The sequence below is a fragment of the Variovorax robiniae genome (assembly GCF_037889955.1).
Lineage (GTDB): Bacteria > Pseudomonadota > Gammaproteobacteria > Burkholderiales > Burkholderiaceae_C > Variovorax > Variovorax robiniae.
Window position 1 is genome coordinate 790794 of sequence record NZ_JBBKZS010000001.1, and the last position, 26696, is coordinate 817489.

Below are 26696 nucleotides of genomic sequence, written 5' to 3' on the forward strand. Positions count from 1 at the left end.
GATTGACCTACTCGCTGTCCCCCTCACGCTCCGCCTGATCGAAGCGCAGGCCGCTCGAACCTTCGCCGCGCCCAACCTGCCTTCGGAACGAGGTCCAGACCCAAGTGCTCCCATCGGTCCACCGCGCCATGCGACGGGCGCGCGTCACATGCGCGCCTTCGCGAGGCACTTCCTCGTCGAAGAGCAGCAGCGAGGCGCCAGCGTTGAGTACCGTGCCCTGTGCGGGGTGCTTCTTGTTGCTGCCGTCGGGTTGCAATACGGCGCCGCGCCGCAGGCGCTGGACGATCTTGCCGCCTTCCGACATTTGCACGGGCAGCAGCGGGATCCAGTTGGCGGGCACGGTGGATGAGAGGACGTAGCGTGCGGTCGCGTCCACCGGCGCTGGAGGCTCCGGCGCGGCGTCAGCCTGGCCTTCGATGCGTTGCACGGGCTGTTCCACGGGGCTCTCGATGCTGCGCTCGATGGCCCATGCGAGGTTGGCCATCTCGTCGCGCATCAGCAGCACGTCTTCCAGCGTCGAGCCTTCGACCACGCGGCCGAGTGACGATGGCAGGAAGAACAGGTTGGTTTGCGGCGAGTTGATCGGTTCCTGGCCCGCGCGGCGCAGGCAGCCAAGTTGCCACATCGACCAGTACGGTCGCGGCAAGGCCGGATCGCCCATCGGCCGCAGCAGGCTGCGCACGCCGAAGGTGTCGGTGACCACCAGCGAATCGACGCGCGTCAACGAGCCGACCGGCAAGGTCAGCGGGACGACGAACCAGTCGTTGCCGTAGCTGCCCGCGTACTCGATCACCATCAGTTGCGCGAGGTCGGTCGGGCCGACCGGCAGCAAGCCGTAGGCGATGCGCGCGTCTTCCATCTCCCAGAAGCGCGCGGCCGGTGCGCCGCGGAAGCTGATCGGTGCGGGCACTGTCGTCTCGACGAGGCTGCTCAGCTTGCGGTCGCCGTCGGTGCCCATGCGCACTTCGAGGTTGCGGTCGAAGCTGCTCCAGTCGAGGCGGCCGTCGTCGAACTCGGCGGCGGTCAACGCGAATTCATCCTCGGGGCGATCCGAGAGTCGGCCGGCCACGGAGAGGGCGTATTCGATGCGCGTGGGTTGCCAGGCATCGTCAGTGGCGCCCGCGGGCTCGCTCACGAGGCCGTCGTACCACGCGAGCCATTCCTGTGCTGTCTGCTGCACTTCGGCGCGGTCGCCGACGGCGATCTTCAGCACCGGATCGAGCGGGACCTGTGCTGCGCCGCCGTTGCGGAAAGCATCGGCCAGTCGGCGTGCATCGGGCGCGCGGCCGATCATGGTCTGGATGAAGCGCGCTGTGGCTTCGTCCGGTGGGTCCGCGTCGGGCGGCGGAGGTGGCGGCGCTTGCAGGGCGAAGCGCGTGATGAAGACCGCGCGGTAGTTCTTCGACATGGCCTGCGCTTCCAGCATGCGCAGGAACTGCAGGCCGGCCTCGACCGCGAGCGTGAGCATGCGTGGGTCGCTGGCATTGGCGGCTTTCATGCGGCGGCGTTCAAACTGCACTTCCAACGGCATGCCGAGCGGGTCATAGGCCGCTGCCTGCACCTGCGTGTCGTGCTTCAGCGGGCCCATGTAGCAGCGCGACAGCATGGCGCTGGTCGCGCGCACGCGTGCCTGCGTCGGCGAGCCTGCGTCCTCGGCCTGGAACTCGCCGACCTGCCATTGGCGCGTGAGGAACCAGAGCGGGTCGAACACCCGCGCTGCCGTGCCGGTCGACATGGCGTCGTCCCGGCAATGCGTCTCCAGGCGCGTCCAGCTTGTGATGGAGGCGGTGCTTGGGCCCGGCGGGGGCGGCGGCGGGGGGGGTGGCTGCGGCGGCGGAGGTGGTGGACGCGGTGGCGGCGGCGGACGCGGCGGTGGCGGCTCCGGAGGTTCGGGCGGCTCGATCGGAACCCTGGGCAGGCGCGGTGCCGGCGCCTTGGGCAACGCGGCTTTCCTGGCAGCCTTCTTCACGGCCTTCTTCGCTGCAGCGGCTGGCGGCTTGGGCTTCATGGCCATGGCTTGTCCTGCACCGTATGGCGGGTCATCGGACGAAGGCCATGGCGTCGGTGGACACCACGTCGTCCTTCGCATTGAAGGCGAGGTAGAGCGCGGGCAGGTACTGCGCAGTCCCGGCCAGCGACTCGGGGTCGACGGCGCGCAGCTTGGCCAGGTCCAGCGTTTCCAGCAGCACGCGATGCAGGGTCTCGACGGTCCAGGCCTGGTCGGGTACGGGCGGCACGGCGAGCAGCACGGCCTGCGGTGCGCAGGCGTCGGGCGGGTTGTACTGGAAGGTGATCGCGGTGGTCTCGCGACGGCTGGGTACGACCTCGATCCATTCGTCGACGGCCAGGCCGCACATCGGCACCGTCGTGTCGAGCGTGGTCGGCGCCTGCAACACGAGCGAGAGCTTGCCCGATGGCGGCTCGGTGTTCGGTGCGCAAGGCAGGCCGACCCAGCGCTCGCCGTTGATGAAGGGCAGTTGCGCGATGCGCAGGTTCAGGCGCTCTCCGGTGTTGAGCACCTCCGCGCCGCGCAGGCAGGCGGACAGGCGCGCCACCGGGTCGCGCACGCGGGCGCTGCGGGTGAACCACGTGTGCGCGGCCAATGCATCGCCGCCCTGCGTGGGGGTGGACGCGGCCAGGGCTGTCTTCAACTCGGTGGCGCCGGTGGTGTCGCAAGTGAAGCGCGGCAGCACGACGAAGGCCGCGCCGAACACGGTGCGCATGCGCTCGTTCAACTGGTCGCGCCGCGCGCGTGGGTCGGTCGATACGGTGGCGGCGCGCAAGCTCGTGCCTTGGTCGAGCCGCGGCTTGCCCTGCTTGAGCAACGCGGTCGCTTGCTGCAACAACGCGCTGCGCGTCGCCGTATCGTCACCCGACGCGATCGCGGGCACAGCGGGAGAAAGGCCGAAGCTGCCGAGCTTGAGCATCGCGGTGCGCAGCGCATCGGCGGTGCTGGCGGTGCCTTTCTTCACCAAGGTGTCGAGGGCCTTGTGGGCAGCAGTCAGTGCGTTCTCGGCCTTGACGACGCGGGCTTCCATCTCGGCCAGGTCCAGGACGCCGCCGCTTGCGCGCTCGGGCAGGTTCAGGTCTTCCGCATCGGCGCCGCGCGCATTCGTCAGCAGGCGCTGCGCGGCGCGGGCCTGCTCCAGCACGTCCAGCAAAGTCAGTTCCGCCGCGGCGAGATTGGCGGGGCGCGCATGCTGGATGCGCAGCGTCGCCTGCTCCGCGAAGCCGCCGGCCTGGTGGCGCGCGACGTAGAGCAAGCGCTGCTCGATGTCGTCGGGGGCCTTGTCCGGGCGACGCGGGCCGGCGAGGTTCTCCACTCCGTACACCACGTCGAGCGGTGCCAGCGCCAGGTCGCTCAGGCGCAGCACGCGTGTCTCCACCACCAGGCCACTGATGTCTTCCAGGCGCTCGATGGTGCAGCGCACCTTGCGTGGGTCGCCGAAGAGCTTGGCGGCCCAGGCATTGAGCATGGGCTCGGCCGTGGCACGCGCCGAAGTGGACACGGCGGCCCAGCCGGTCGTCGCCGTGGCCGCGCCGCTCCACAGCATCAGCACCCGGTGCGTGAGTGCGACGCCGCTGCGGGGCATGCGTGCGACCTCCAGTTCCGGCGCCGGCGCATCGCCATGCGCGAGCGCAGCCAGGGTGCTGGCGATGCGCGAGGTGTTGCCGCGCGCCATCTGGTAGGCGGTCTCGGCGGTCAGGGCATCGCCCACGCCGTCGATGGCATCGCCCAATGCATTGAGCTCCTGCCGCATCTTCTTGAGCTCATCCTCGCTCGCGCCCTTCTGCACCAATAGCGCGTTGATCGGCCGACCGTCGGCGCGCCAGCGGCTGTGCAGCACCAGGCCGTCGACGACGTTGTTGGCGGCGATGGCTTCCAGCGGTTTCGTCTTCGCTTCCAGCTTGCCGGCGACCAATGGCGCGAGATCGCGCAACGGTGCGATGAAGCGGTCGAGCAAGAGCTCGTGAAGGCCGCGCTCGAAGCGATAGCCGAGCAGCGCGCCCAGCGGCTGGCCCTGGCGCACGCCTTCCAGCAACTGGTTGGCCTCGCGCACGCGGCGCGACGTGAGGTCGATGGCGAAGGGACCGTTCTCCTGCGGCACGCCGGTCGCGCCCAGGTGCGCATTGCGCAGCAGTGCGGCGGCGGTGGCATGCGTCATCGAGGGCGCGTGGATGAAGCCGCTGTCGTTGGGCGTGGCGAACAAGGCCCCGGCCTCGCCCGCGGGCGGCGTGACGGGTGCGGCGGCCCCGGCCGGCAGTGGGCGCAGATTCTCGACCCAGCCGTAGGCGCCCGCGTAGATGCCTTGCGGTGCGGCGGCGCGCATCGACGTGAGGCGCTTGGTCGCGAAGGAGGTGATCCAGGCATCGAGGCGGTGAGACGAGAGGTCCAATGTGCCCTGCATCAGCAGTTGCAGCGCTTCGCTGTCGAGCGTGCGCAACCAGGACAGGCTGTTGCGGAAGGCGCCCAGGGATGCGAGCGGGGCGGCATCGAAGGTGGTGGTGCTTTCGAGGAACTGGCGGATGGTCTTGTCGCCCGTCACGGCCGGCACCTTGAGGGCGAGTTGTCGCTTCCAGGTGAGCGACGGCGCGGCGCCCGTCACGAGGTCGATGAGTTCGGCGTCGCGCAGCAAGGTGGCCAGGTCGTTGCCGGGCAGGCCGGCCGCGATCATGGCCGTGGCCTGCGCCAGTTCGCGCAGCAGCGCGTGGCGCAGCAGGATCTGCAGCAGGCTCGACTTGGCGTCGACGTTGTTCGGATCGGGCCGCATCGCGATCAGTGCGTCGATGGCGGGCTCGGTCAGCAGCGCGGTGATGAAGTCGGGCTCCAGCTTGCGCCACGGCGACACCTCGCCGGCCTGCACCGGCTGTGAGCCGACGGGGTAGTCCATGTCCGCATAGGCCGCCCGCGAAATGCGCGGGCGCCATGGCAAGTTGAGCCGCGTCAGCAGCCCGGTGGCGATCGCGTCCTGCTGCGCGAGGAAGCCACTGCCCAGCAGGTCTTCGCCGAGGAAGGCGCGCAGGTGCTGCAGATAGTGGCGGCCCATCACGGCGCGCGTGCTGTAGCTACTGGACACGGCATCGGTGCGCATCACGTCGGCCAGGTCGCCATCGGGGTCGGCGGGGTTGCGGCGGCCCACGCGCGCGGCGTTCACCAGTTGCGGACGCCAGGCGAAGTCGCGCAACTGGCGCAGCAGGCCCTGCAGCATCGTGTCGCGCGCGAAGGCGGCCTCCTCCCCGGCGCGCGGCTTCCAGTAGTCGATCGAGGTCACGGGCAGGATGCCGTAGGGCTGGCGGCCGCAGCGCAGGCTGGCGAGGGGTCCGGCGCTGCGCACGTGGTCGAGGAAATGCGCGCGCGCCCAGGTGATGTGCTCGGGCGTCATGCCGCTGCCCTCGGGGCCTGCGAGATTGCTGAGGAAGTAGCCCCAGCCCATTGGCCACAGCGCGGTGTTCATGGCGCGCATGTCGGCTTCCTGCGTGCCGGCGGCCAGGGGCAGGCGGCCGAGCACGGGAGCGATCTGCGCGTCGAGAAGTCCGAGCGCGAGGCCGAGGCGCTTTGCATTCGACGTTGCGGCCAAGGTCGAAGGATCGAATGCAACTTCCGTCGCAAAGCTCTGCGCCCTGCCCGCGTCCGAAGGGTCGTAGCCCGCGCGGCGGTCGGCCGTGTTGTTGGTGGGCGTTCCGGTGCGCAGGAATTCGGCGCCGTCGGTGTAGTGATGAGCGTCGAGCAAGGCGGCCAGTTGGGCGGCGGTGTCTGTGGGGCTTGCCGAAGTCGTACCGAACACGAAGAGGCTTTCGATGCCCCCGCCCGCCAGCGTCGGCGGCGGTATGGCGATACGCAGGCCCATGCCGGCCTTCTCGGCCTCGTCGAAGTCGACCATCCAGCGCATGCCCTCGTCGACGGCGAGCTGGTCGGCGGGGACCGTGGAGACGGGCACCTGGGGGTCGGGGCCTGTTGCGAGCGGCTTGCGGACCGGGCCGCCCGCGACCGCGATCACGACGCGGCCGCCGGCCTGGATCACGGCGATCCAACGGTCGGGCATGAGGCGCGCGACGGGGGCGTGGCGCCACGCGGCCTCCTTGCCGTCGCTGACCACGGTGACGGCGGGCCACTGCGGCGCAGTCGGCAAGGGATCCTTGGCGGCAACGGCGAGCGTGGGCCGCTGCAAGGGATTGGTCGGTGCGAGCGCGCGCGCGATCCACGCCGCACGCTGTGCACCGAAGCGATCGGCCAGTTGACGCCATGCATCGGCACGCGCGCCGGCGTTGGGGCCGGCGCGCCAGTCCTGTTCCCAGTAGTGCCGGCCCCAGTCGCGCTCGCCGGGCAACAGGTCGCGCTCGTGCGAGTCGAGGTGGATCTTGTCGGGGTAGATGCGTACGCGCAGCTGGACAGTGCTGTCGGGCAGCGTGAAGAAGCGCGTCTCCAGCCGCACCGGCAGCAACGCGAGCGGGCGGTCGCTGGGGCACAGCGTTTCGAGCATCACCGGCAGCGGCGGCGCAACGATCGACGAGAGCTTGAGGTTGCTCGCGAAGAAGTTGGCGGCGGAGAACTTGGGGGTGGTGGCCATGGTGGCGCTTCTCTGCTTCAGTGCTTGACGAGTTGCGAGGCATGGATCGAGATGCGCACGGGCAACTGCCGCACGATGCCGGCCATGTGCGCGCTGTTGCGGCCCCATTGCAGGCCACCGAGCGGTACGCCCGCGGGCGGTCCGCCGGCCACGGCCAAGTGGCTGGCACCGCCGGTCGGTGTGTCTTCATCGAGGCCGAAGCGCGGCTCGGTCGGATGCTCCTGGATCACGATGTAGTAGCCGGCATGGCCATCCGCGCCGGTGGCCTGTTCGGTCGTGATGTCGAAGCCGAAGAAGGACACGTCCGGCTGCATCGTGCCGCTGAAGGATGGCATCACGATGGCCAGCGGATCGTCGGCCGGCGCGCGCCCGCCGCCGGGGGTGAAGTAGCCCGACACCGCGAAGACGATGGCATTGGGATAGCGCTTGAGCAAGGTGCTGCGCATCAGCATCACGAACTGTTCGCGCACCGGCGCGGTGGCCGGGTCGGCCAGCGGGCGATCGCCCCAGAGGTGCAGCGGGCCGATGTCCTCGCGCGGCTCGGGTGCGGCGCGCGTGTCCCAGAACTGCTTGAAGCAAGTGCCTTGCTGGTCGGTCGGGAAGCCGCGCCACAGCAGTTCGCGCGCCATTTCGACATTGAGGCCGACCATGTAGGCCTCGACGAAGCGGCGGTTGGTCTTGAGGCCGATCACGCTGTCGGGCAGCACGTCTTCCAGGCCGGGCAGGAGCATCTCCTGCGACAGGTCGCGCAGCGGCTCGTACATCGGCTGCGGGAAGGTGGGCGCGGCCATGATGGTGTCGATGCCGACCGCGGCGCTGGCAGGCGTGTCGACCGGCGCGACCGCGTCTGCGCCGACCGAGACCAGCGAGCGGGCGAGCGCCACCATGGTCTGGCGCGGCTCGGTCTGCGCGAGCAGGGTCGCCTTGAATTCCCCCATCTCCATCGGGGGCGGCGGCGCCTGCAGGAACTTGAAGCGACCGGGATTGACGCGGCCCAGGTGCTCGCTCGCGGCCAGCCGGAACTCGCGCGCCGCTGCGCTGTCCGGGAGCGCCATCATGATCTCCACCTGCGGCACGTTGATCGCGGCGCCCTCGGTCATGACCTGGAAGTTGGGCCGCCCGGCCCGGGCATCGACCAGTGCCTTGTTGACTTCGCGGTACGGCTTGATCGTGACGATGTTCACCCGCGCGCGCACCGCGTCGATGGTGGCCATGTCGACCATGGGGGGCGTGGAGAAGGTCAGGCCGGTGTTGAGCTTCATCACCCAGGTCTGCGTGGTCGAGCGCGTGAGGCCTTGCGCGGCGATGCGGCGCGTGAAGGGACCGCGCTCGCGTCCGATGCGGCGCATGGCCGGGCTGGTGGCTGCGAGCGGCAAGGCCTTGCCGGCCATCTGCGCGACCAGCGTGTGCGATACGGCGTCACCGGAAGCGAAGCTGCGCAGTCGCGCGAAGGCCGGCGCGCCGATGCGCAGCAGCGTTTCCGGGCCGAGGTTCGCAAAGTGCCGCGTGTGCAGGCTGGTGCCGACGACCAGGCTCAGTTGCAATTGGCGCATGCGCTGGTTGGCGCGCTGAAGCTCGGCGGCCTGGTCCCAGGCCGCCGCCATCAGCGCTTCCTGGTGCGCCTGGACCACGCTCGTGCCGAAGGCGGCCACGGTGCGTGAACGCGGGTCGAGGTTGAGCTGGTCCAGCCACTTGGCGACGCCGCGCGCCACGATGGAGCGCGCGGCATGCCAGCGACCGTAGACCGGTGGACCGAGCAGCGGATCGGCATTCGGATCGGCCACTTCGTTGAGGCCCGGCGCGTTGATGATGCGCGCGAGTTCGGTCTGGAAGGGCTTGGCTGTTGCGTCGGCCCAGGGCGCCGGTGTCTCGGGCGTGTCGGTGGGTTGCAGTGCGCCCTCCAGGCCCAGCGTGACGTGGGGCGGGAAGTCCGCCGGCAGGCGGAAGCCGGGCGTGCTGATGTCGATGGGCCTGCGCCCCAGGTTGTCCGGGGGCGGCCGGGCCTTGAGCGCACGCACCAGCGATTCGAAGTCCCCGCCCTCCCCGGTGCGGAATTCCCAGTGGTGGTAGACGGGAAGTTGCAAGGGCAGCTTGGTCGTTGCGACCCATGCGGGCGCGAGGGCGTTGGTTGCGATGAGTTCGGCGTCCGTGACGGCCAAGCCCAGTCCGGCCTTGCGCCCCAGCTCGAATGTCGGCACCACGCACGCGATGTATTCGGTGTTGGCCTTGAGGATGCGCGGGCACAGCAAGCGAGAGAGGGACAGGGCCGGCGAGCCCGCGAGCGCATTGCCGACCTGCGAACTGTCGATGGCCGCGACCTGCGAGTGCGCCCAGGCCCAGCTGTCGACGAGGTTGGGCAATTCGGCTGCGATGCTGGCGGGTGCGGCGATCTGCAGCATGGTGCATGGCGCATCGACCGTCGGGCCGAGCGAAACCCCGTCCTGCTTGCGCACCACCGCCAGGCAGAGCCAGGGACGCAGCTTGCCTGTTGCGTCGGCTTTCGCGGGGGTGAAGAGCCAGGGGAAATCGGGTCGGTCGAATTCGATGCCGGCGAAGTAGTTGGGCTCGAAGTCGATGCTGCCGGGATGTGGGTCGCGGCGCACGATCTGGTTGGCGTCGATGCCCACCACGTCGGCCGGGCCACGCAGGCGCACCGTGACGGGGGGCGCGGCGCTGCCGTTGACGGAGACCACGGCGGACAACTCGGCCACTGCGCGCTGGCCCGCGCCGAGCGTGTCGGCCGTGGTGATGGCCGCTGCCGCGCCCTGACGCACCCAGGGTACGAGGCTCAGGTTGGCCTGGGGGCTGGTCGAGGTCGCCATGTGCTCACCCGCGCAACGCGACAGCGTCTTGCAATTCGTGCTGCGGCACCACCTGCCACTTCGCGCCGCCACGGTTCATCGTGGCCAGCGTGGCGCGGTACTCGCTCCAGGTCTGTACCCTGGCATCGACCGCCGCGGGCGTGCCATCGGCCAGCGGCACGATGGCGAATTGGGGCGGCGCGAGTTGCACCGCCTGATCCGCCGCCTCCTCTTCGCCACGACGGAAGCGCGCCAGGCCCACCGCCCGCACCGGCGCACGCGCCGCGGCACCGGTACGACTGTGGAAGTTCAGTTCCGCGAAGGTCATGAAGATCGGAGGCAACGGCGGCTTGGGCGGCGCGGCCATGTCGTCGATGACGATGGGCTCGTACTTCAGCGGCGCGGGCACGACCTGCGATGCGTCGAATGTCACGGCCTCGCTACCGAACACGAAGCCCGCATCCATCTCCTCGAAGGACGGCCCGGCCAGCTTCTCGTCATCGCTCATGTTGAAGAACTGCGAGGGGGCGAACTGGTCTTGCACCGTGTTGTTCGCATTCTGCGGCTGCGAGTTCAACGCCGCGCTGAGGGCAAAGCGCTTGTCCCCCGCCACCGGCGCGCCGCCAAAGGTGTCGATGTCGCGCGAGGTGTTCAGCGGCACCACCTGTTGCTTGACCACGAGACGCCCCGTTGGATCGAGCACGATCGCGCTGCCTGCGGCCGGCGGCGCAAGCTTGCGCAGCGCCACGCCATGGCTCGCACGCGCCGGCGGCAGCGTGGTCCAGCTCTGCGGCGTGACCAGCGCCTTCTTCAACTCCTCCAGTACGTTGACAGCCGGCGGCAGCGGCGGCATCTCGCCATCGATCAGCGTCTTGTCGAAGCGCACCGAGAAGTCGCACCAGAAGATCTCGAAGCTCGCCTTGCCGCTCACGCGCAAGGGCCGCGGCCCTTCCAGCTCGCCTTGCAGCGACACCTTGAACAGATTGCTGGAGCCTCGCTTCAGTTGCACCGAGGCATGGAACTCCGCGAGGAAATGCAGCGGCACGAACTGGATCAGCACGTCATAGCCGACGTCGCCATCCACACTGAAGCCATACGCCGCCGCATGCAGTTGCGCCCGCGCGCCCCATTGCAAGGTGTTGGAAGTGATCGCGTAGTAGGCCTCGCAGGTGATGCGCGGGTTGTCGCCCGAACACAGCGCGATGGCGATGCGGTCGAGCTTGGGCACATTGGCCGGCGGCGCGAAGCGCGGGTTGAAGCCGCCGACCGCCAGCACGAAGCCCGCGCCCGGCCCCTTCTTCCAGCGCGCGCGCAACGCCATCGCGCCGGTCAGCGCGAACTTGTGCACCAGCCGTGAATCGACCAGCACCGCATCGATGGACGCGGTGCCTTCGTCGAAGTCGAGCACGCCCATCGCATCGAGGTTGATCCGTATCAGGTCGTTCTCGCGCGAGGGCAGCATCGAGCTGATGCGGCCCAGCACCAGCAGTCGCTTGCGCGCGCCGAATTGCAGGATCAGCGCGAGGTCCAGCAGCACCAGCGTGGGCGTGGCCCAGCCGATGCGCGCGAGGATACCGAGCAGGTAGCTGCCGCGCAGCGCCGGGAAGGCCGTGGCCAGCGAGCGGATGATGGCCGGCGCGTTGGCGACCGGGTCGCGCGGGAACAGCAGCGTGCCGAGCGTGTCGTTCTTCAGGCCCGCACGCAACACGTCCTGGTCGAAGGTGCGATTCACCGCGACCATGCCGCCGATGCCCTGCAGCGTGAAGCCCATGCCCAGCGGTATCGGCCGGAAGTCCTCGGCCGTGATGAAGATGATCATCGAGAAGCCCGGCCGGCCGTCGGGCATCTGCGTGGCGATCAGCCCGAAGGCCTTCAGGGCGATGGTCTCGTGCAGCGACAGTTGCAGCACGCCCGCGTAGACCTTCTGCACGTCGTCATGGAACAGGAAGCCGCCGCCCGTGAGCACGCCGCTCGCCTCGACGGTGAGGCCGATGCCGCTCGGCGGCTTGAAGCCGAGATCGAGATTCGCCACGCCGAGGTTGCCGCCGTTGGACGGGAAGCTCAGCAGGCCTGCGATGCCGATGCGGTCGAGCACCGCGGTCATCGGGCCGATCGATGCCTTGACGCTGGCCGAGACCTCGGTGGCGATGCTTGCGTCCTGTGGCCTGACGGCGAGCGTGATGGCGGACAGCGTGACACCACCAAAGGACAACCCGACCGGGATCGACGCCTCCAGCGACGCGCTGCCGCGCAGCGTGAGGCCCTTGTCACTGGACCATGCAATGCCCAGGTCACCCTTCGCCTGCATGCCGCCTGCGGGCAGGATCGAGCTCAGGAAGCCATCGCCATTGCCGGCCGCGATCACGATCATGGCCTTGCTCACATCGGCCGACACAGCCAGCGATGCGCGTGCGTCCGACAGCGCGACTTCGAGCGCCAGCTTCGCACCGCCGACCTCGACGCGCGCGCCATCGGGCTGGCCGATGACATAGGCCGGCACGTCCTCGATGGTCGGGAGCGTGGCCGATGCGCTGGCCTTGGCGTCGAGCGTGCCGGGGCTGGCGAGCAGCGTCACGCCGTGGCGGCCCCAGGCGACGGCATTGATGCCGGCCGTGAGCGCCGCCTCGATCTTCCATGGGCCGGCGCTCCCCTGCACGGCGATGCTGCCGAAGGGGCTGATGACCAGGCCGAGATCGCCCTGGGCGGCGGCCGACAGCGACAGCACCAACCCGGATTCGGCCGCGAAGCCGTAGAGAGGCTCCTCGATGTAGACGATCGTCGCGTGCGACATCAACGGGCCGGCATCGCCCATCGAAACGGCATCGTCGGGACCGAAGCCATAGCGGCAGGTGAGACCGAGCGAACGCAGCAGCCGCACCAGCCGCGGGAACAGCTTGTCGGCCATGGCATGCGCATCGGCCACGGTCTGCATCGCGTTGCCGTACTCGGTACGCAACACGGCGAGCGGGTCCTTCAGCAGCGCGGGCAGGCGGCCCAGATGCCAGTCGTCGAGGCGATAGGTGTCACGCACCAGCCGACCGCCCTGCACCACCGGCGCATTGCCGGTGCGCTCCTCGGCGGGATCGAGCAAGGTCAGCAAGGCCGCTGCATGGCGCACGGCCGGCATGCGGCTCTGGAGGAAGGCCATGATCAGCAGGTCGACCAGCTCGCGGCCCAGGCCCTCGAGCGCGGCCAAGGGGCCTTGCTGTTCGAGCTTGCGCAGTGCTTCGAAAGCATCGGCGGCGGCATCGAGCACGGCAGCGATGCTTTCGAAGGACGGCGTCTGCTGTGCGCTCAGGGTCTCGATGCGCTCCTTGAGTACGGCAACGGCGGAGAGCGCCTGGATCAGCGCGTTATTGCTCCGGTCCGGTGGCACGCCGAGTTCGGCCAGCAGGCGCGGCAGCCAGGCCGGTTCCTTGACGACCTCAACGATGGGGTCGAGCAGCCGGCCCAGCCCATCGGCCAAGGAGACGAACAACGAACTCATTGGTGCCCCCACGCTCGGCACTTCGTGTCCGCGTTGCCCCCCGAGGGGGTGCGAGCTTGCTTGGGGCGGCCCGGCGCGGCGCTCATTGCACCTTCCTCGGCACGAACTCCGGAAACTGCGCGTCGTCCGGATCGAGGCTCACGACAAAGTCACTCTCCTGCACCACGTTGATGTCCTGTCCCTTGCGCCACCGCGCGATGTGATGCAGGCGGCGCGCGGCGACGTTGGTCGGGTGCCAGTCGAAGGTGATCTCGCAGAAGTTGTTGGTGCCGACGACCTTCGTCATCGTGCCGCCCGCGTTGTGCATTCGGTACTTGGTGGCCGCGGCGCGGATCGCCTCGGCGGCCATCTTGCGGTCGGTGGGCGTGCTGCCCGCGGGCAGCGGCGGCAGCGGCGTGGTGTCGACGGCCGCATCTGCGCCCGGCGGTTCCAGGTAGTCGAGCCGGTAGATGTAGTCGGGCGTCAACTGCGGATCGACCGCGGTGCCGAGGAAGAAGCCGTCGGGAACGGTGGGCAGCGTCGGCTGGTCGAGCTTGAGGGTGAAGAGCGGCACGAACACGCCGGCCGGATGCAGGCCGCGCTGCCCCACCACCATCTCCGAACCCTTCGCGACGTTCCAGCCCCAGTAGCCCTGCGGCTCGGTCTCGGGGATCATGAGGCTCTCGATGAAGCCCGGCGTGTAGGCATAGCCTTCGCGATGGAAGCCGAGCGTGTTGTCGGTCTCCTTGCGGAACGAGCTGGCGACGAGTTGCGCGATGACCGCCTTCACCGGTTGCGGCTGCACATCCCCGAGGCGTGTCGTGGCCTTGTAGAGCATGCGCGTCGCGAAGCTGAAATGCACGTCGCCGGAGATCATCGCCAGCGCCCCGGTGCGCGTGCCGTTGACCAGCGGCAGCTTCTCGACCAGGCGCGCCATCAGCTTGTCGAAAGCGACCGAGGGCAGCTCCCATGCCTCGTAGACATCGGGGAAGTGTGCGAACAGGTTGGCGACCACGTCGTGCCGCGCGGCCGAGCGGATCGGCTCCACGGCGGGCGCGTTGGTGGTCATCACCACGATCACGATGCGATTGCCGGCCGCTGGCGTGTTGACGATCTGCTGCACCAGCTGGTCCTCGGGCATCAGCACGGCGCCGCCGACGCGTCCCGTCGGGAAGGAGCGCCACGAGCGGGAGTCGGTGAAGATGATCTGGTGGCCCGGCCCTTCGACGGTGTAGTTGTAGATCAGCTCGCCGGTGTCGTGGAACGCGGCATGGTCCGGCCGTGCCGCCATTTCGGAGTCTTCGTGCACCGCGACCAGCTTGCGCAGCGCTGGTGATCTGGTGTCATAGACGCCCGCATCCGTGATGCCGTTCAGCAGGTCGAGCAGCGCCTTGCCCGGCGGCTTGGTGCCGCCTGCCGGCGGGTCTTCGAACTGCTCCGGCACGTTGCCCCAGTGCTGGCACAGGGTGTAGGCCACCAGTGAGTTCTGCATCACGCGCAGGCCCAGCGGGTTGCCGTAGAGCGCCTTGCAGATGTCCTGCGTCATGTTCCAGTCGTCGGTGGTCTCGTGGTCATCGAAGATCATGTAGCTGGGGATGTTGGCCAGCAGGCGGCGCACGTTCTTCAGTTCCTCGCGGAACAGCACCAGGCCCTTCGCGTGGCGGTCCATGGCGAAGTGGTCGCCCTTCTTCGCGCGCTTGCCGAACCACTCGCTGAATTCCTTCTGGCCACCGCCGAGCACCACGCGCGTGGCATTGGCGACGTCGCTGAAGATCGGCATGTCGACCGGCCACAGCACGTCCGACCAGACCATGATGTACATGCACAGGTACTCGCCGAGTGACAACAGTTGCCCGTCGAGGTCTTCCGAGGTGAAGCCGGCCTTTTCCAGCGGATCGCGGCGCAGGAAGGGCAGCAACTTGTCCACGTCGGCCTTGCTGCCCGCCTTGTCGTAGGGGATCAGTTCCTTCCAGCCGAGCAGCACATGCGCGGCATCGGAGAGCACCATCAACTGGGAGGCCGACACGTCGTCCGCGTAGATCTGGTCGCCCGTCAGCAGCATCTGGTGCGGACGGCCGACGGCGTTGGTGGCGGCTTGCGCGATCAGCTTGTCGCCAATCGCGAAGGCGTCCCTTCCATTGCCGTGCGGGATGCGGCAGGAGCCGCACAACAGGCGCAGGTCGTCGAGGTTGGCCGGAGGCAGGCAGAAGCTCGGCAGGCCCAGGGTGTCGTACGCGAAGGATCTGATATCGCCCGTGCCCGTGGCGGTGGCGAAGTCCATGGCCACACCGTCATCGAAGCTGAAGGCGAGCTTGTAGCGGTAGACGATGCCTTCCACCAGGTCGGCCTGGGTCGTGCCGGGTCGCGCCGTGACGCAGACGATGTGCAGTTGCGTGCCGACGGCGATCGTATGACGTTGGCCCGTGGCCAGCGTGGCGCTGGCCGCGTCGAGCACCGTCAGCGTGACATTGCCGCCCGTTCGCATCGCCAGCCAGACGCTGACGCTGCGCTTGTCGACCTTGCGCAGCACAGGGCCCGCCAGCACGCGCGGCAGCGTGGAGATCCTGTTGGCGAGCGACTGCCATGCCATGGGGTGCCTCCTGTCGGGGCCGCCATCCTGAGCCAACAGCCGCCGAGACTCAAGTCGGTCGACGGCCTATACGCCGAATGAAGTAAGCCCTCTTCCTCCTCCCTGTGTGGACATTGGCCGGCGCTGGACCGGGCTTACGCGCTCGGCCATGATCCGCGGACCATGGCCTCGTCCACGCTTCGTGCGGTTGCCGCGGCACTCGTCCTGGCCGCGTCGGCCACGCTCGGCGCGGCGGAGCGGGACTACGCATCCGAGCGCCAGCGGATGGCCGAGCAGATCGCGGTGCACGTTCGCGAGAACCGCAACGAGACCGGCAAGGGCACCCTCGACGAGCGCGTGATGGACGTCATGCGCACAGTGCCGCGGCACGAGTTCGTGCCTGCCGAGCAGTTGCCCTTCGCCTACCAGAACCGCCCGCTCCCCATCGGCCACGGGCAAACCATCTCGCAGCCCTACATCGTCGCGTTGATGACCGACCTGGCCAGGCCGGAGCCAGGCCACAAGGTGCTGGAGGTGGGAACAGGATCGGGCTACCAGGCCGCGGTGCTGTCGCCCTTGGTCGGCGCGATCTACACCATCGAGATCGTCGAGCCGCTGGGGGTGCAAGCCACGCGGCGCCTGGAGAAGCTGGGCTATACCAACGTCCAGGTGCGGCTCGGCGACGGCTACAACGGCTGGGAGGAGCATGCGCCCTTCGACGCCATCCTCGTCACCGCGGCGGCCAGCCACATCCCGCCGCCTCTCGTGCGCCAACTCAAGCCCGGCGGCAGGATGGTGATTCCGGTGGGGCCTGCCTTCATGGTGCAGCAACTGATGCTGGTCCAGAAGAACAGCGACGGCACCGTCTCGACGCGGCAGATCCTGCCGGTGGCGTTCGTTCCGCTGACGGGCAAGCGCTGAGCGCGCGGATGGGCAGAGCGCCGCTGATCGCCGTGACCCTGGTCTCGGGCGCCGCGCTGGCCTACGAGATCCTGTTGATGCGTCTGTTCTCGATCAACCTGTGGCACCACTTCGCCTACATGATCATCAGCCTCGCGCTGCTTGGCTGGGGCGCCAGTGGCGCATTGCTGACGCTGGCACAAGGCGCGCTCCAGAAACGATTCGCGCCGTTGTTCTGTTTGGCGGCTGCGACTTTCGGGCTCAGTGCCGTCGCCTGCTATGCATTGGCACAGCGCGTGCCCTTCAACCCGCTGGAAATCCTCTGGGATCCGTGGCAGCCGGCGTACCTGCTCGCCATCTACCTGCTGCTGTTGCTGCCATTCCTATGCGCCGGCGCCTGCGTGTGCCTTGCGCTGTCCTGCTTCCGCGGGCAGGTGGCGCGCATCTACAGCTTCGACATATTGGGCGCGGGCGCGGGAAGCCTGGGCATCGTGGCGTTGCTGTTCGTGCTGTCGCCGGCCGACGCGCTGAAGGTGGTCGGGGCGCTGGGATGTGTCGCGGCAGCACTCGGTTGGCTGGAATGCGGCGGCCCGCGGCGCTGGCCGGCAGGCCTGCTGACGGCGCTGTGCTGCGTTCCCTGGTTGCTGCCCCCGGGCTGGACGGAGCCCGTCATGTCACCGTACAAGGAGTTGTCGCAGACCCTTCGCATCCCCGATGCGCACGTGGTGGCGCAGCGATCGAGCCCGCTGGGCCTGGTCAGCGTGGTCGAGACCCCGCGCATTCCGCTGCGACATGCGCCGGGCTTGAGCCTCAACGCAAGCACGGAGCCGCCGCCCCAGTGGGGCGTCTTCAGCGACGGTGAAGGACTCAACGCACTGACCCGCTTCGACGGGCGCCGCGAGAGTCTCGCCCACCTGGACCAGATCAGCTCGGCACTGCCCTATCACCTGCTGCGTCGCCCTCACGTGCTGGTGCTCGGCGCCGGTGCGGGCGCCGACGTGCTGCAGGCGCACTATCACGATGCGAGCCGCATCGACGCGGTGGAGCTGAACCCGCAGGTCGTCGAACTGGTGCAGCGCGATTTCGCAACCGCTGCCGGCGGCGTCTACGGTCCGATCGCGCAGGTGCATGTGGCCGAGGGGCGCGGCTTCGTCGCGGCCAGCCAGTCGCGCTACGACCTCATCCAGGTGGCGCTGCTCGATTCCTTCAGCGCATCGTCCGCCGGGCTGTACGCGCTCGCCGAGAACTACCTGTACACGGTGGAAGCGCTGCAGGACGACCTCCGCCACCTGCAGCCCGGCGGCCTGCTGGCGATCACGCGCTGGGTCACGCTGCCGCCACGCGATGCGCTCAAGCTATTTGCCGCGGCCGTGACTGCGCTGGAACGCTCGGGCGTCGCCGACCCCGGATCGCGGCTGGCCATGGTGCGAAGCTGGAAGACCGTCACGCTGCTGGTCAGGAATGGTGACTTCCGCAGCGAGGACATCGCCGCCATCAAGGCCTTCTGCGCGGCCCGCTCGTTCGACCTGGCCTACTACCCCGGCATGCGCGGGGACGAAGCGAATCGCTTCAACGTCGTCGAAGGCCCGGACCTTTTCGACGGCGCCACCGCGCTGCTGGGCCCGGGCCGGGGCGAATTCATGCAGCGCTACAAGTTCCACATCGAACCGGCCACCGACGACAAGCCTCACTTCTTCCACTTCTTCAAGTGGCGTTCCCTGCCCGAGTTGTTGTCGGCGAAGGGCCGGGGCGGACTGCCGCTGCTGGAGTGGGGCTACCCGGTGCTCGTGGCGACCCTGGCCCAGGCAACTGTTGCAAGCCTGCTGTTGATCGGCCTGCCGCTGGCATGGATGGCGCGGGGCGGCGGCAAGGCGCGGGCACCAGGCGTGTCGCGTGGCCGCGTGCTGGTCTACTTCCTGGCGATCGGATTCGGCTTCATGTTCATCGAGATCGCCTTCATCCAGAAGTTCGTGCTGTTCCTGAGCCATCCCCTGTACGCGGTCGCGGTGGTGCTCTTCAGCTTCCTGCTGTTCGCCGGCATGGGCAGTCGCGTCTCAGGTCGTTTTCGGGCGCTGCCGACCGGCTCGGTCGCGGGCGCCATCGCGGTATCGGCAGCGCTCTGCCTGCCATTGCTGGATTGGCTGTTCCAGCATGCAATGGGACTGCCGGACATCGCGCGCATCGGCGTGTCGGTCGCGCTCATCGCGCCGCTGGCCTTCTTCATGGGCATGCCCTTTCCGTTGGGCCTGGCCCGGGTGGAGGCCGCGGATGCGCGGCTCATCCCCTGGGCCTGGGGCATCAACGGCTGCGCATCCGTCACGGCGGCCGTGCTGGCCACGCTGCTGGCCATCCATGTGGGCTTCACCGCCGTGGTGATGGCCGGGCTGGCACTGTATGCCGTGGCCGCCGCGGCCCAGCTCGCTCAGGTTCCAAAGGTGTAGCGCAACCCGATCCAGGCCGCGCGCGGCGCCCCCGGCGACATCAGGCTGCCCTGGCTCACCGGGAAGTCGCCGTTGGCGTTCTGCGGCAAGCCGCGTGCGATGTAGGTGCCCGCGCTGGTGAACCCGTTCGCCCCGAGTTGCCCACCCGTCGTGTACTTCTTGTCGAACAGGTTCGTCACCAGCACGAAGATCTTGATCCCCGGCCGCGGCTTGTAGTCGACGCCGAGGTTGAACACCGCGTAGCCCGAGCTTTTCCCCGGCCCGGTGTAGTAGACGCCGTCCGGCGTGTGCAGGCCGTTCTCGTTGCCGCGCAGGTTGGCGCCGCTGGAGGCGACCATGTCCATGCCGATGCGCCATTGCGCGGTCGGTTCGTAGTCGGCATACAGCTTGAGCACCTGGCGCGGCAGCATCGGGATGCGGTCGCCGGGACGGATATTGATCGTGCCCTCGGTGCCGGGGAAGCCGGCCAGCGCCTGGTCATTGGTGCTGTTGCCGGTGCCGCCAACGATCTCGTTGCTGCGATAGGTGGCGTCGAGCAGCATGAAGTTGCCGCCCAGCGTGAGGCCGTTCATGGCCTTGGCGCTCAGGCCCATCTCGATGCCCTGCCGGCGCGTCTTGCCGAAGTTCTTGAAGTAGCCGAAGCCGGCCGAATCGTCGGAGACGAACAGCAGGTCATCCTTGTTGTCCGAGCGGAACACGCCGAAGTTCCAAGCCACCTTCTGCGACACGAGGCCGCGCAGGCCCGCCTCGAAGGTCGTGGTCACCACCTGCTTGAGCGGCGGGTCACCGGCGAAGGAGTTGGGCAGCTTGCAGGGGCTGGCCGGGTCGGCGCAACCGAGTTCGATGGCGGTCGGGGCGCGGCTGCCCTGGTTGACGCCGGCATAGAAGGTGACTGATTCGCTCGGCGCGAAGGTCAGCCCGATTGCCGGGTTGAAGCGACTGAAGGTGTGGTTGCCGTCCAGCGAGCCGGGGCCGCCGCCGGGGTTGATTTCGTCGCGGTTGTCGACCTTGGTGTAGTTGTAGCGCCCGGAGAGCGTGAGGTGCGTCTTGGGATTGAACTCGATGGTGTCCGTGACGTAGACGCTGCTGGTGCTGGAGCGGCTGTTCAAGGCAACGCGCGCATCGAAGGCGTCTTCGGAATCCTGCGTGCCGTCGGCGAAGGCGCCGGGACCCCAGATCGGCGTGATGCTGCGGTTGGGGTTGATGAAACCGAACTGCGTGCTCTGTCCGAACTTGACGCGACTCGCATCGTAGGCCGCCCCGACGACGAACTGGTGGCCGATGTCGCCGGTCTTCGCATCGGCCGAGAGCTGCCCCGCGATCCCGTAGTTCTTCTGCTTCGTCTCCGTGCGATTGATGAGGCCAGTGCACTTCTCGTTCGGCTCGGAATTCAGCAGGCCGTTGGCGATGCAGCGCCAGAACGGGAATGGCGTGTTGCGGGCGTTGGCGCCACTGGTCGGGTAGCCGGTGAAGCCGGCTTCGGCCAGCGCCTCGCGCTCTTCCGCGTTCGGCTGGTAGACCGATTGATCGAAGGCCTCGTCGTTGGCATCGCCGTTGTAGGTCTTCGTCTTGATGTCCCGGTAGTAGACGTTACCCGACGCGGTCCAGGTGTTGTTGATGGCCTGCGTCATCGCGAGGTTGAGGGAGCCCGCCCTGTTCTTCGTCTGGTCGGGAATGGTGCGCACGCTGGCCCAGTCGCGATTCAGCGCGCCCAGTTCCTGCACGCCGTTGCCGGTGAGGTCGTTGTCGGCCAGGCCGAGGGACAGGGAGATGCTGCCGTCGCGCGTCTTGCGGCCGACCTTGGCGAAGAGCTGGCTCACGTCGGAAGGCGACTCGACGCGCCAGCCCTTCTCATGGAAGCGGTTGCCGGTGACGAACCAGTTCCAGCCGCTTTCCGCGTTGCTGCCGCCGGTCTCGAACTCGGCCGCGATGCGGCCCCAGGAGCCGCCCATCACCTGTATCGAGGTGCCGGGGTTGTTGATGCCGTCCTTGGTCTGGATGGCCAGTGCACCGCCCAGCGTGTTGAGGCCGAACAGCGGATTGCTGCCGGGCATCAAGGTGATGGTCGAGATGGCCGAGCGCGGGATCAGGTCCCAACTGACGACATCGCCGAAGGGCTGGTTCAGGCGCACGCCGTCCATGTAGACGGACAGGCCCTGCGGCGTGCCGAGCAACGGCGACGCGGTGAAGCCGCGGTAGTTGATGTCGGGCTGGAAGGGGTTGCCCTGGGTCTCGTTGACGGTCACGCCGCCGATGGAGCGCTGGAGGTAGTTCGACAGGTCCGGGGCATGGATGCGTTCCATGTCGGCGCCGGTGCCCGTCTGCACGTTGGACGGCACCTGGTCGCGCGGCACGTCGAGGCCGGGCAGCGGTGTCGGGGAGACCACGGTGACGGTGGGCAGCGTGGGCGGCGCGGTACTCGCGCTCTGCGCAAGCGCATTCATCGACTGGCACGCCAGCAGGCTGGCTGCGGCGAGCGGCGCCATGGCAAAGACTGGGAATCGGGCGCGGCGATGCTTCATCGGTGGTGTCTCCTCGGGCATGTTGGAATCGGACGCATACGCGCCCATCGCCCAACTTATGCGCAGCGCTGTCAAAGCGACAGGGAAAACTTCCCGACGTGTTGAATTGCGGCCTGGCCACCACATTCGCACGATCTCGATCGTTGTCCTCGCGTTGCATTCGAGCGAAGTCCGCGGGACACTGGCGCCCCGCCCCGGGCCCGCCGGCAATCCTGCCGCTCCAACGCTGAGGATCGAACCCATGTTCACCCGTCTCAAGGCGCTGTTCGACTACTTCAATGGGGCGGTGCCCTTCCGGCTCGGACCTGCGCTGATCGCCACGGCCGTCCTGTTCATCCTGCTGTTGATCCCCACGCCCGAAGGCCTCACGCCCAAGGCATGGGGCCTGGTCGCGATCTTCCTGACGACCATCGTCGCGATCATCCTCAAGGTCATGCCGATCGGCGTCATGGCCATGATGGCGATCGTGATCGTGTCGCTCTCGCAGGTGACGGCGGACTCGTCGAAAGAGGCAATCGGCGACGCGCTGAGCAGTTTCGCCAATCCGCTGATCTGGCTGATCGTGGTGGCGATCCTCATCTCGCGCGGCCTGAAGAAGACGGGCCTGGGCAGCCGCATCGGCCTGCTGTTCGTCGAGTTGCTGGGCAAGCGCACCATCGGCATCGGCTACGGGCTGGCGGTGTGCGAACTGGTGCTGGCGCCCTTCACGCCGAGCAACACCGCGCGCGGTGGCGGCATCGTGCATCCGATCATGAAGTCGATCGCCAATGCCTTCGACTCCGACCCGGCCAAGGGCACCGAGGGCAAGGTCGGCACCTACCTGGCGCTGGTCAACTACCACTCCAATCCACTGACCTCCGCGATGTTCGTCACGGCCACCGCGCCCAACCCGCTGGTGCTCGACTACATCGCCAAGGCCAGCAACGGAAGCCTGCAGTTGACCTGGACGACGTGGGCGCTGTGCATGCTGTTGCCGGGCCTGGTCTGCCTGCTGGTGATGCCGCTGGTCATCTACATGCTGTCGCCGCCGGAATTGAAGGTCACGCCCAATGCGGTCGAATACGCAAAGACCGAGCTCGCCCGCATGGGGCCGCTGTCACCGAAGGAAGGGGTGATGCTCGGCACCTTCGCCCTGCTGCTGCTGCTCTGGGCCAATGTGCCGGCGATGATCTTCGGGCCGGCCTTCACGCTGGACCCGACCGTGGTCGCGTTCCTGGGCCTGTTCGTGCTCATCATCACGGGCACCATCGACTGGGATGACGTGCTGTCGGAGAAGAGCGCCTGGGACACGCTGGTGTGGTTCGGCGCGCTGGTGATGATGGCCGAGCAGCTCAACAAGCTGGGCGTCATCAAGTGGTTCGCCGATGACATGAAGGACGCCATCGTCGCCAGCGGCATGGGATGGGGCGCCATCGCCACGGTACTGGTGCTGGCCTTCGTGTTCTCGCACTACCTGTTCGCCAGCACCACGGCGCACATCAGCGCGATGATGCTGGCGTTCCTGGCGGTCGGTGCACAACTGATTCCTGCCGGGTACCTGGCGCCCTTCATGCTGATGATGGCCGCCGGCTCGGCGATCATGATGACGCTGACGCACTATGCGACCGGCACCTCGCCGATCGTGTTCGGCAGTGGCTACGTCACGCTGGGCAACTGGTGGCGCGTGGGCTTCGTGATGTGCGTGGTGGAGTTGCTGATCTTCGCGGTGCTGGGCGGGATCTGGTGGAAGGTGCTGGGGTATTGGTGAGGCAGATCCGTCGAGACGCGGCATGTGCTGACGCATTCGGCACCGCCGGTCGCACCGCTTTGCAAGACGGGCATCCTGTCCATGCGAATGGCCAACATGATCTGTTCATGAACGCACCGGCTTTGCCCGCGCAACAACGATTTTTTCGCGTGCCGCCGCGCCAGGAGTGCATTGCCAACAAGAATGAGAATGACTTGGTAATTCCCACGATTCGCGTGACCTGAAATATCTTCTCGCCAGGCCCTGCAAACACTCCTCTCGAGTCTTTTCATTGCGCTTGGCCGGGTCTAAGATCATTCGATGCGCTCCCCCATGTTGACGTGCTCGGGCATCGGCCGATACGCCGTCGTTGTCACGATGCTGCTCGTATTCGTGGTCGGCCACGTGTTCGCGAGCGCCAACCTTCCAGCCGTCTTCGGCATTCAGTCCGAGGCGCAGCACGCACTGCTTCATTGGCAAGGAACGCCTCACCATCATCACGACGATGGGTCCATCGGAAGCGATCATTCGATGGAGTCCAGCCAACACATCAGCCTGGATGGTTGTCAGACCGCCATCGCGCTCCAGTGCGGCATGGCGGTCGACTTCGGCCCACCCCCTGCCGCGGGTCCTGCGAGCCACGACGAGCGTGCACGGCCGTGGCCCTATCTTGACGCGCCGATGCGTCCGCCATCCGTCTCCGCCTGAAGATCGCTGTCCCCTGACGAGCGCAGCGCGACGCGGGTCCACCTCGCATTGCTGGCAGCGCCTCAGGGCCTCGTCCCCTTCCACGGCAAGCCATCGATAGCGCGTTGCAGGCGCACGGCGCATGCCGTCGATTCATCCCTTCATTGCAATGGCGCGATCTCGTTACATCGGGATTGGGACCGTTGATGGACCGGAGCATTGAAATGAATTCCAGGAACGATGACCTGTGTTCAAAAGATCAGGTGGAGCAGTCACCATGACCGTCGGGATGCTTGTCGGCAGTTTCTTCCTCTACGCCGAACACCGGGCCGATCTGTTCGAGGTACTCCCCCTCTTGCTCCTCGCGGCGTGTCCACTGATACACGAGGTCATGAACCGCGGGCATCGCCGTGCCCATTTCAACCAGGCTCGGTATCCATCGGAAGACGATCTGTGAACGTAGCCACTCGAGCACCTGGGGTGCAGGAGGCCGGTCCTAGTTCGTGTTCCCGAACATCGCAGCCATGTGCGCCTCCGCCCGCTCCAGCATGAAGTAGCGAAAGGCCTCGGCCGCCGGCGACAGCATCTTGGCGGCCGCATTCACGAGATGCCAGCGCCGCATCAGCGGAAGGCCCTCGACGGTCGGCGCCGCAATCAACCCGTTGCGCCATTCCAGCCCGATGGTGTGTTGCGACACCAGGCTCACGCCGAGCCCCGCCATCACCACCTGCTTGATGGCCTCGTCGCTCGGCAATTCCATGATGAACATCGGTTGCAGCCGATGCGCCGCGAGGAATTCCTCCAGTGCCGCGCGCGTGCCTGAACCCTGCTCCCGCACGATGAAGCCTTCGCGCACCAACGCGGCGGCCGGAATGGCCTCGGCCCTGGCGAACGGATGGTTCGGCGCGGTCACCAGCACATGCGGATGCATCGCGAAGGCCTCGGCCCGATTTGGCCACTCGCGTGGCGCACGCCCCATCACCGACAGGTCGACCTCGTTGGCCTCCATCAGCGCGGACAACTGCTCGCGATTGCCCAGGCGCAGCCGCACGTCGACAGACGGATGCTCCGCATGGAACTGCGCGAGCAACTGCGGCAGGAAGTACTTGGCTGAACTCACCATGCCGATGGTCAGCTTGCCCGACTGGACGCCCTTGAAGCGCGCCATCGCATCCTCGGCCTCCTTGAAGGTGGCCAGCAGCCGACGCGCGTAGACCACGAAGTATTCGCCCGTGGTCGACAGCGTGAGGCGACGCCCGGTGCGGTCGAACAGTGGCATGCCGACCTGCGATTCCACCTCCTTGATCTGCATCGACACGGCGGGCGGCGTGAGGTGCAGCGCTTCCGCCGCGCGCTGCACGCTGCCTTGTTTGGCGACCTCCACGAAGACGCGCAGTTGGCGGAAGGTGATGTGCATGGTTCAGCAAAACCTTAACAAACCATAAACGAATCGTGAATTTACCTTAGCAAGCCCGGTTCATAAAGTGGCCTTTCCCATCCACTTTCCCCGGCTTGGAGGCTCCCTTGAACAAACCGTACGAAGAAGGCCTGATCACCGACGCAACCGTGGTCACCAACGAGAAGAAGCGCTACAGCGCCGGTGTCCTGAAGTACCGCCAGATGGGCTACTGGGACCCGCACTATGAGCCGAAGGACACGGACGTGCTCTGCCTGTTCCGCATCACACCGCAGGAGGGTGTCGACCCCGTGGAAGCCGCCGCGGCCGTGGCCGGCGAATCCAGCACCGCCACCTGGACCGTGGTCTGGACCGACCGCCTCACCGCCTGCGACAGCTACCGTGCCAAGGCCTACCAGGTCGACCCGGTGCCGGGCATCCCGGGCCAGTACTTCGCCTGGGTGGCCTACGACATCATCCTGTTCGAGGAAGGCTCCATCGCCAACATGACGGCCAGCCTGATCGGCAACGTGTTCTCCTTCAAGCCGCTCAAGGCGGCGCGGCTGGAAGACATCCGAATTCCGGTGGCCTACGTGAAGACCTTCAAGGGACCGCCGACCGGGCTTATCGTGGAGCGCGAGCGGCTCGACAAGTTCGGCCGCCCGCTGCTCGGCGCGACCACCAAGCCCAAGCTGGGCCTGTCCGGCCGCAACTACGGCCGCGTGGTGTACGAAGGACTCAAGGGCGGTCTCGACTTCATGAAGGACGACGAGAACATCAACTCGCAACCCTTCATGCACTGGCGCGACCGCTACCTCTACGTGATGGACGCGGTGAACAAGGCCAGCGCCGCCACCGGCGAGGTCAAGGGCAGCTACCTGAACGTGACCGCGGCCACCATGGAAGACATGTACGAGCGCGCCGAGTTCGCCAAGGAACTGGGCTCGGTCATCGTGATGATCGACCTGGTGATTGGCTGGTCGGCCATCCAGAGCATGTGCAACTGGGCACGCCGCAACGACATGATCCTGCACCTGCACCGCGCCGGCCACGGCACCTACACGCGGCAGAAGAACCATGGCGTGAGCTTCCGCGTCATCGCCAAGTGGCTGCGATGTGCAGGCGTGGACCACATGCATACCGGCACGGCGGTCGGCAAGCTGGAAGGCGACCCGATGACGGTGCAGGGCTACTACAACGTCTGCCGCGACAGCTTCACGAAGAAGGACCTGCCGCGCGGCCTGTTCTACGACCAGGACTGGGCCGACCTCAAGAAGGTGATGCCCGTGGCCTCCGGTGGCATCCATGCGGGCCAGATGCACCAGTTGATCGACCTGTTCGGCGACGACGTGGTGCTGCAATTCGGCGGCGGCACCATCGGCCACCCGGGTGGCATCCAGGCCGGTGCGGTGGCCAATCGCGTGGCGCTCGAATGCATGGTCAAGGCGCGCAACGAAGGCCGCGACATCCGAAACGAAGGGCCAGAGATCCTGCAGGCCGCCGCGCGCTTCTGCACGCCGCTGAAGCAGGCGCTCGACACCTGGGGAGAGATCTCCTTCAACTACACGCCCACCGACACCAGCGATTTCGCCACCACGCCAACGGCCGCCTGAAGGAGA

13 protein-coding genes are annotated in these 26696 nt (G+C 67.6%); 5 read left to right on the forward strand and 8 right to left on the reverse strand.

Going from position 1 to position 26696, the window contains the following annotated elements:
* Positions 1-7: 7 nt before the first annotated feature.
* The 5 genes from WKW79_RS03445 to WKW79_RS03465 form a co-directional block, all read right to left on the reverse strand.
* Complete coding sequence (locus WKW79_RS03445) at positions 8-2014, reverse strand: hypothetical protein (protein ID WP_340333686.1); 2007 nt, start codon at positions 2012-2014, stop codon at positions 8-10.
* 25 nt (positions 2015-2039) lie between these two features.
* Positions 2040-6569 carry a hypothetical protein gene (locus WKW79_RS03450; RefSeq protein ID WP_340333687.1) on the reverse strand — a complete coding sequence of 1510 codons (4530 nt, stop codon included), beginning with the start codon at positions 6567-6569 and terminating at the stop codon, positions 2040-2042.
* Positions 6570-6586: 17 nt separating this feature from the next.
* Positions 6587-9391 carry a hypothetical protein gene (locus WKW79_RS03455; protein WP_340333688.1) on the reverse strand — a complete coding sequence of 935 codons (2805 nt, stop codon included), beginning with the start codon at positions 9389-9391 and terminating at the stop codon, positions 6587-6589.
* A 4-nt stretch (positions 9392-9395) separates the two neighbouring features.
* Positions 9396-12857 carry a DUF6603 domain-containing protein gene (locus WKW79_RS03460; RefSeq protein ID WP_340333689.1) on the reverse strand — a complete coding sequence of 1154 codons (3462 nt, stop codon included), beginning with the start codon at positions 12855-12857 and terminating at the stop codon, positions 9396-9398.
* Between the two features lie 82 nt (positions 12858-12939).
* Positions 12940-15426, reverse strand: coding sequence for a hypothetical protein (locus tag WKW79_RS03465; protein WP_340333690.1), 2487 nt, complete (start codon positions 15424-15426; stop codon positions 12940-12942).
* A 162-nt stretch (positions 15427-15588) separates the two neighbouring features.
* Here WKW79_RS03465 and WKW79_RS03470 point away from each other — a divergent pair, with 162 nt between their 5' ends.
* On the forward strand, positions 15589-16326 hold the full coding sequence (locus tag WKW79_RS03470; protein WP_340333691.1) for a protein-L-isoaspartate(D-aspartate) O-methyltransferase: 738 nt from the start codon (positions 15589-15591) through the stop codon (positions 16324-16326).
* 8 nt (positions 16327-16334) lie between these two features.
* Positions 16335-18746, forward strand: coding sequence for a spermine/spermidine synthase domain-containing protein (locus WKW79_RS03475; RefSeq protein ID WP_340333692.1), 2412 nt, complete (start codon positions 16335-16337; stop codon positions 18744-18746).
* Here WKW79_RS03475 and WKW79_RS03480 read toward each other — a convergent pair.
* Positions 18728-21268, reverse strand: coding sequence for a TonB-dependent receptor (locus WKW79_RS03480; RefSeq protein WP_340333693.1), 2541 nt, complete (start codon positions 21266-21268; stop codon positions 18728-18730). The two genes, WKW79_RS03475 and WKW79_RS03480, sit on opposite strands and share 19 nt — an antisense overlap.
* A 241-nt stretch (positions 21269-21509) precedes the next feature.
* On the opposite strand from WKW79_RS03480, the gene WKW79_RS03485 reads away from it, so the two are divergent.
* On the forward strand, positions 21510-23015 hold the full coding sequence (locus tag WKW79_RS03485; RefSeq protein WP_340333694.1) for a DASS family sodium-coupled anion symporter: 1506 nt from the start codon (positions 21510-21512) through the stop codon (positions 23013-23015).
* Between the two features lie 105 nt (positions 23016-23120).
* Here the strand turns inward: WKW79_RS03485 and WKW79_RS03490 are convergent, their stop codons facing one another.
* On the reverse strand, positions 23121-23522 hold the full coding sequence (locus tag WKW79_RS03490) for a hypothetical protein (protein ID WP_340333695.1): 402 nt from the start codon (positions 23520-23522) through the stop codon (positions 23121-23123).
* 448 nt (positions 23523-23970) lie between these two features.
* On the opposite strand from WKW79_RS03490, the gene WKW79_RS03495 reads away from it, so the two are divergent.
* The gene (locus WKW79_RS03495; protein WP_340333849.1) at positions 23971-24138 is read left to right on the forward strand and encodes a DUF2933 domain-containing protein; all 168 of its coding nucleotides are present in this window, start codon (positions 23971-23973) and stop codon (positions 24136-24138) included.
* Positions 24139-24177: 39 nt separating this feature from the next.
* Here the strand turns inward: WKW79_RS03495 and WKW79_RS03500 are convergent, their stop codons facing one another.
* Positions 24178-25098: a LysR substrate-binding domain-containing protein gene (locus tag WKW79_RS03500; protein WP_340333696.1), complete on the reverse strand. Its 921-nt coding sequence runs from the start codon at positions 25096-25098 to the stop codon at positions 24178-24180.
* 107 nt (positions 25099-25205) lie between these two features.
* Here WKW79_RS03500 and WKW79_RS03505 point away from each other — a divergent pair, with 107 nt between their 5' ends.
* Positions 25206-26690, forward strand: a complete 1485-nt coding sequence (locus WKW79_RS03505) for a ribulose-bisphosphate carboxylase large subunit (protein ID WP_340333697.1) — start codon at positions 25206-25208, stop codon at positions 26688-26690.
* Positions 26691-26696: the final 6 nt, after the last annotated feature.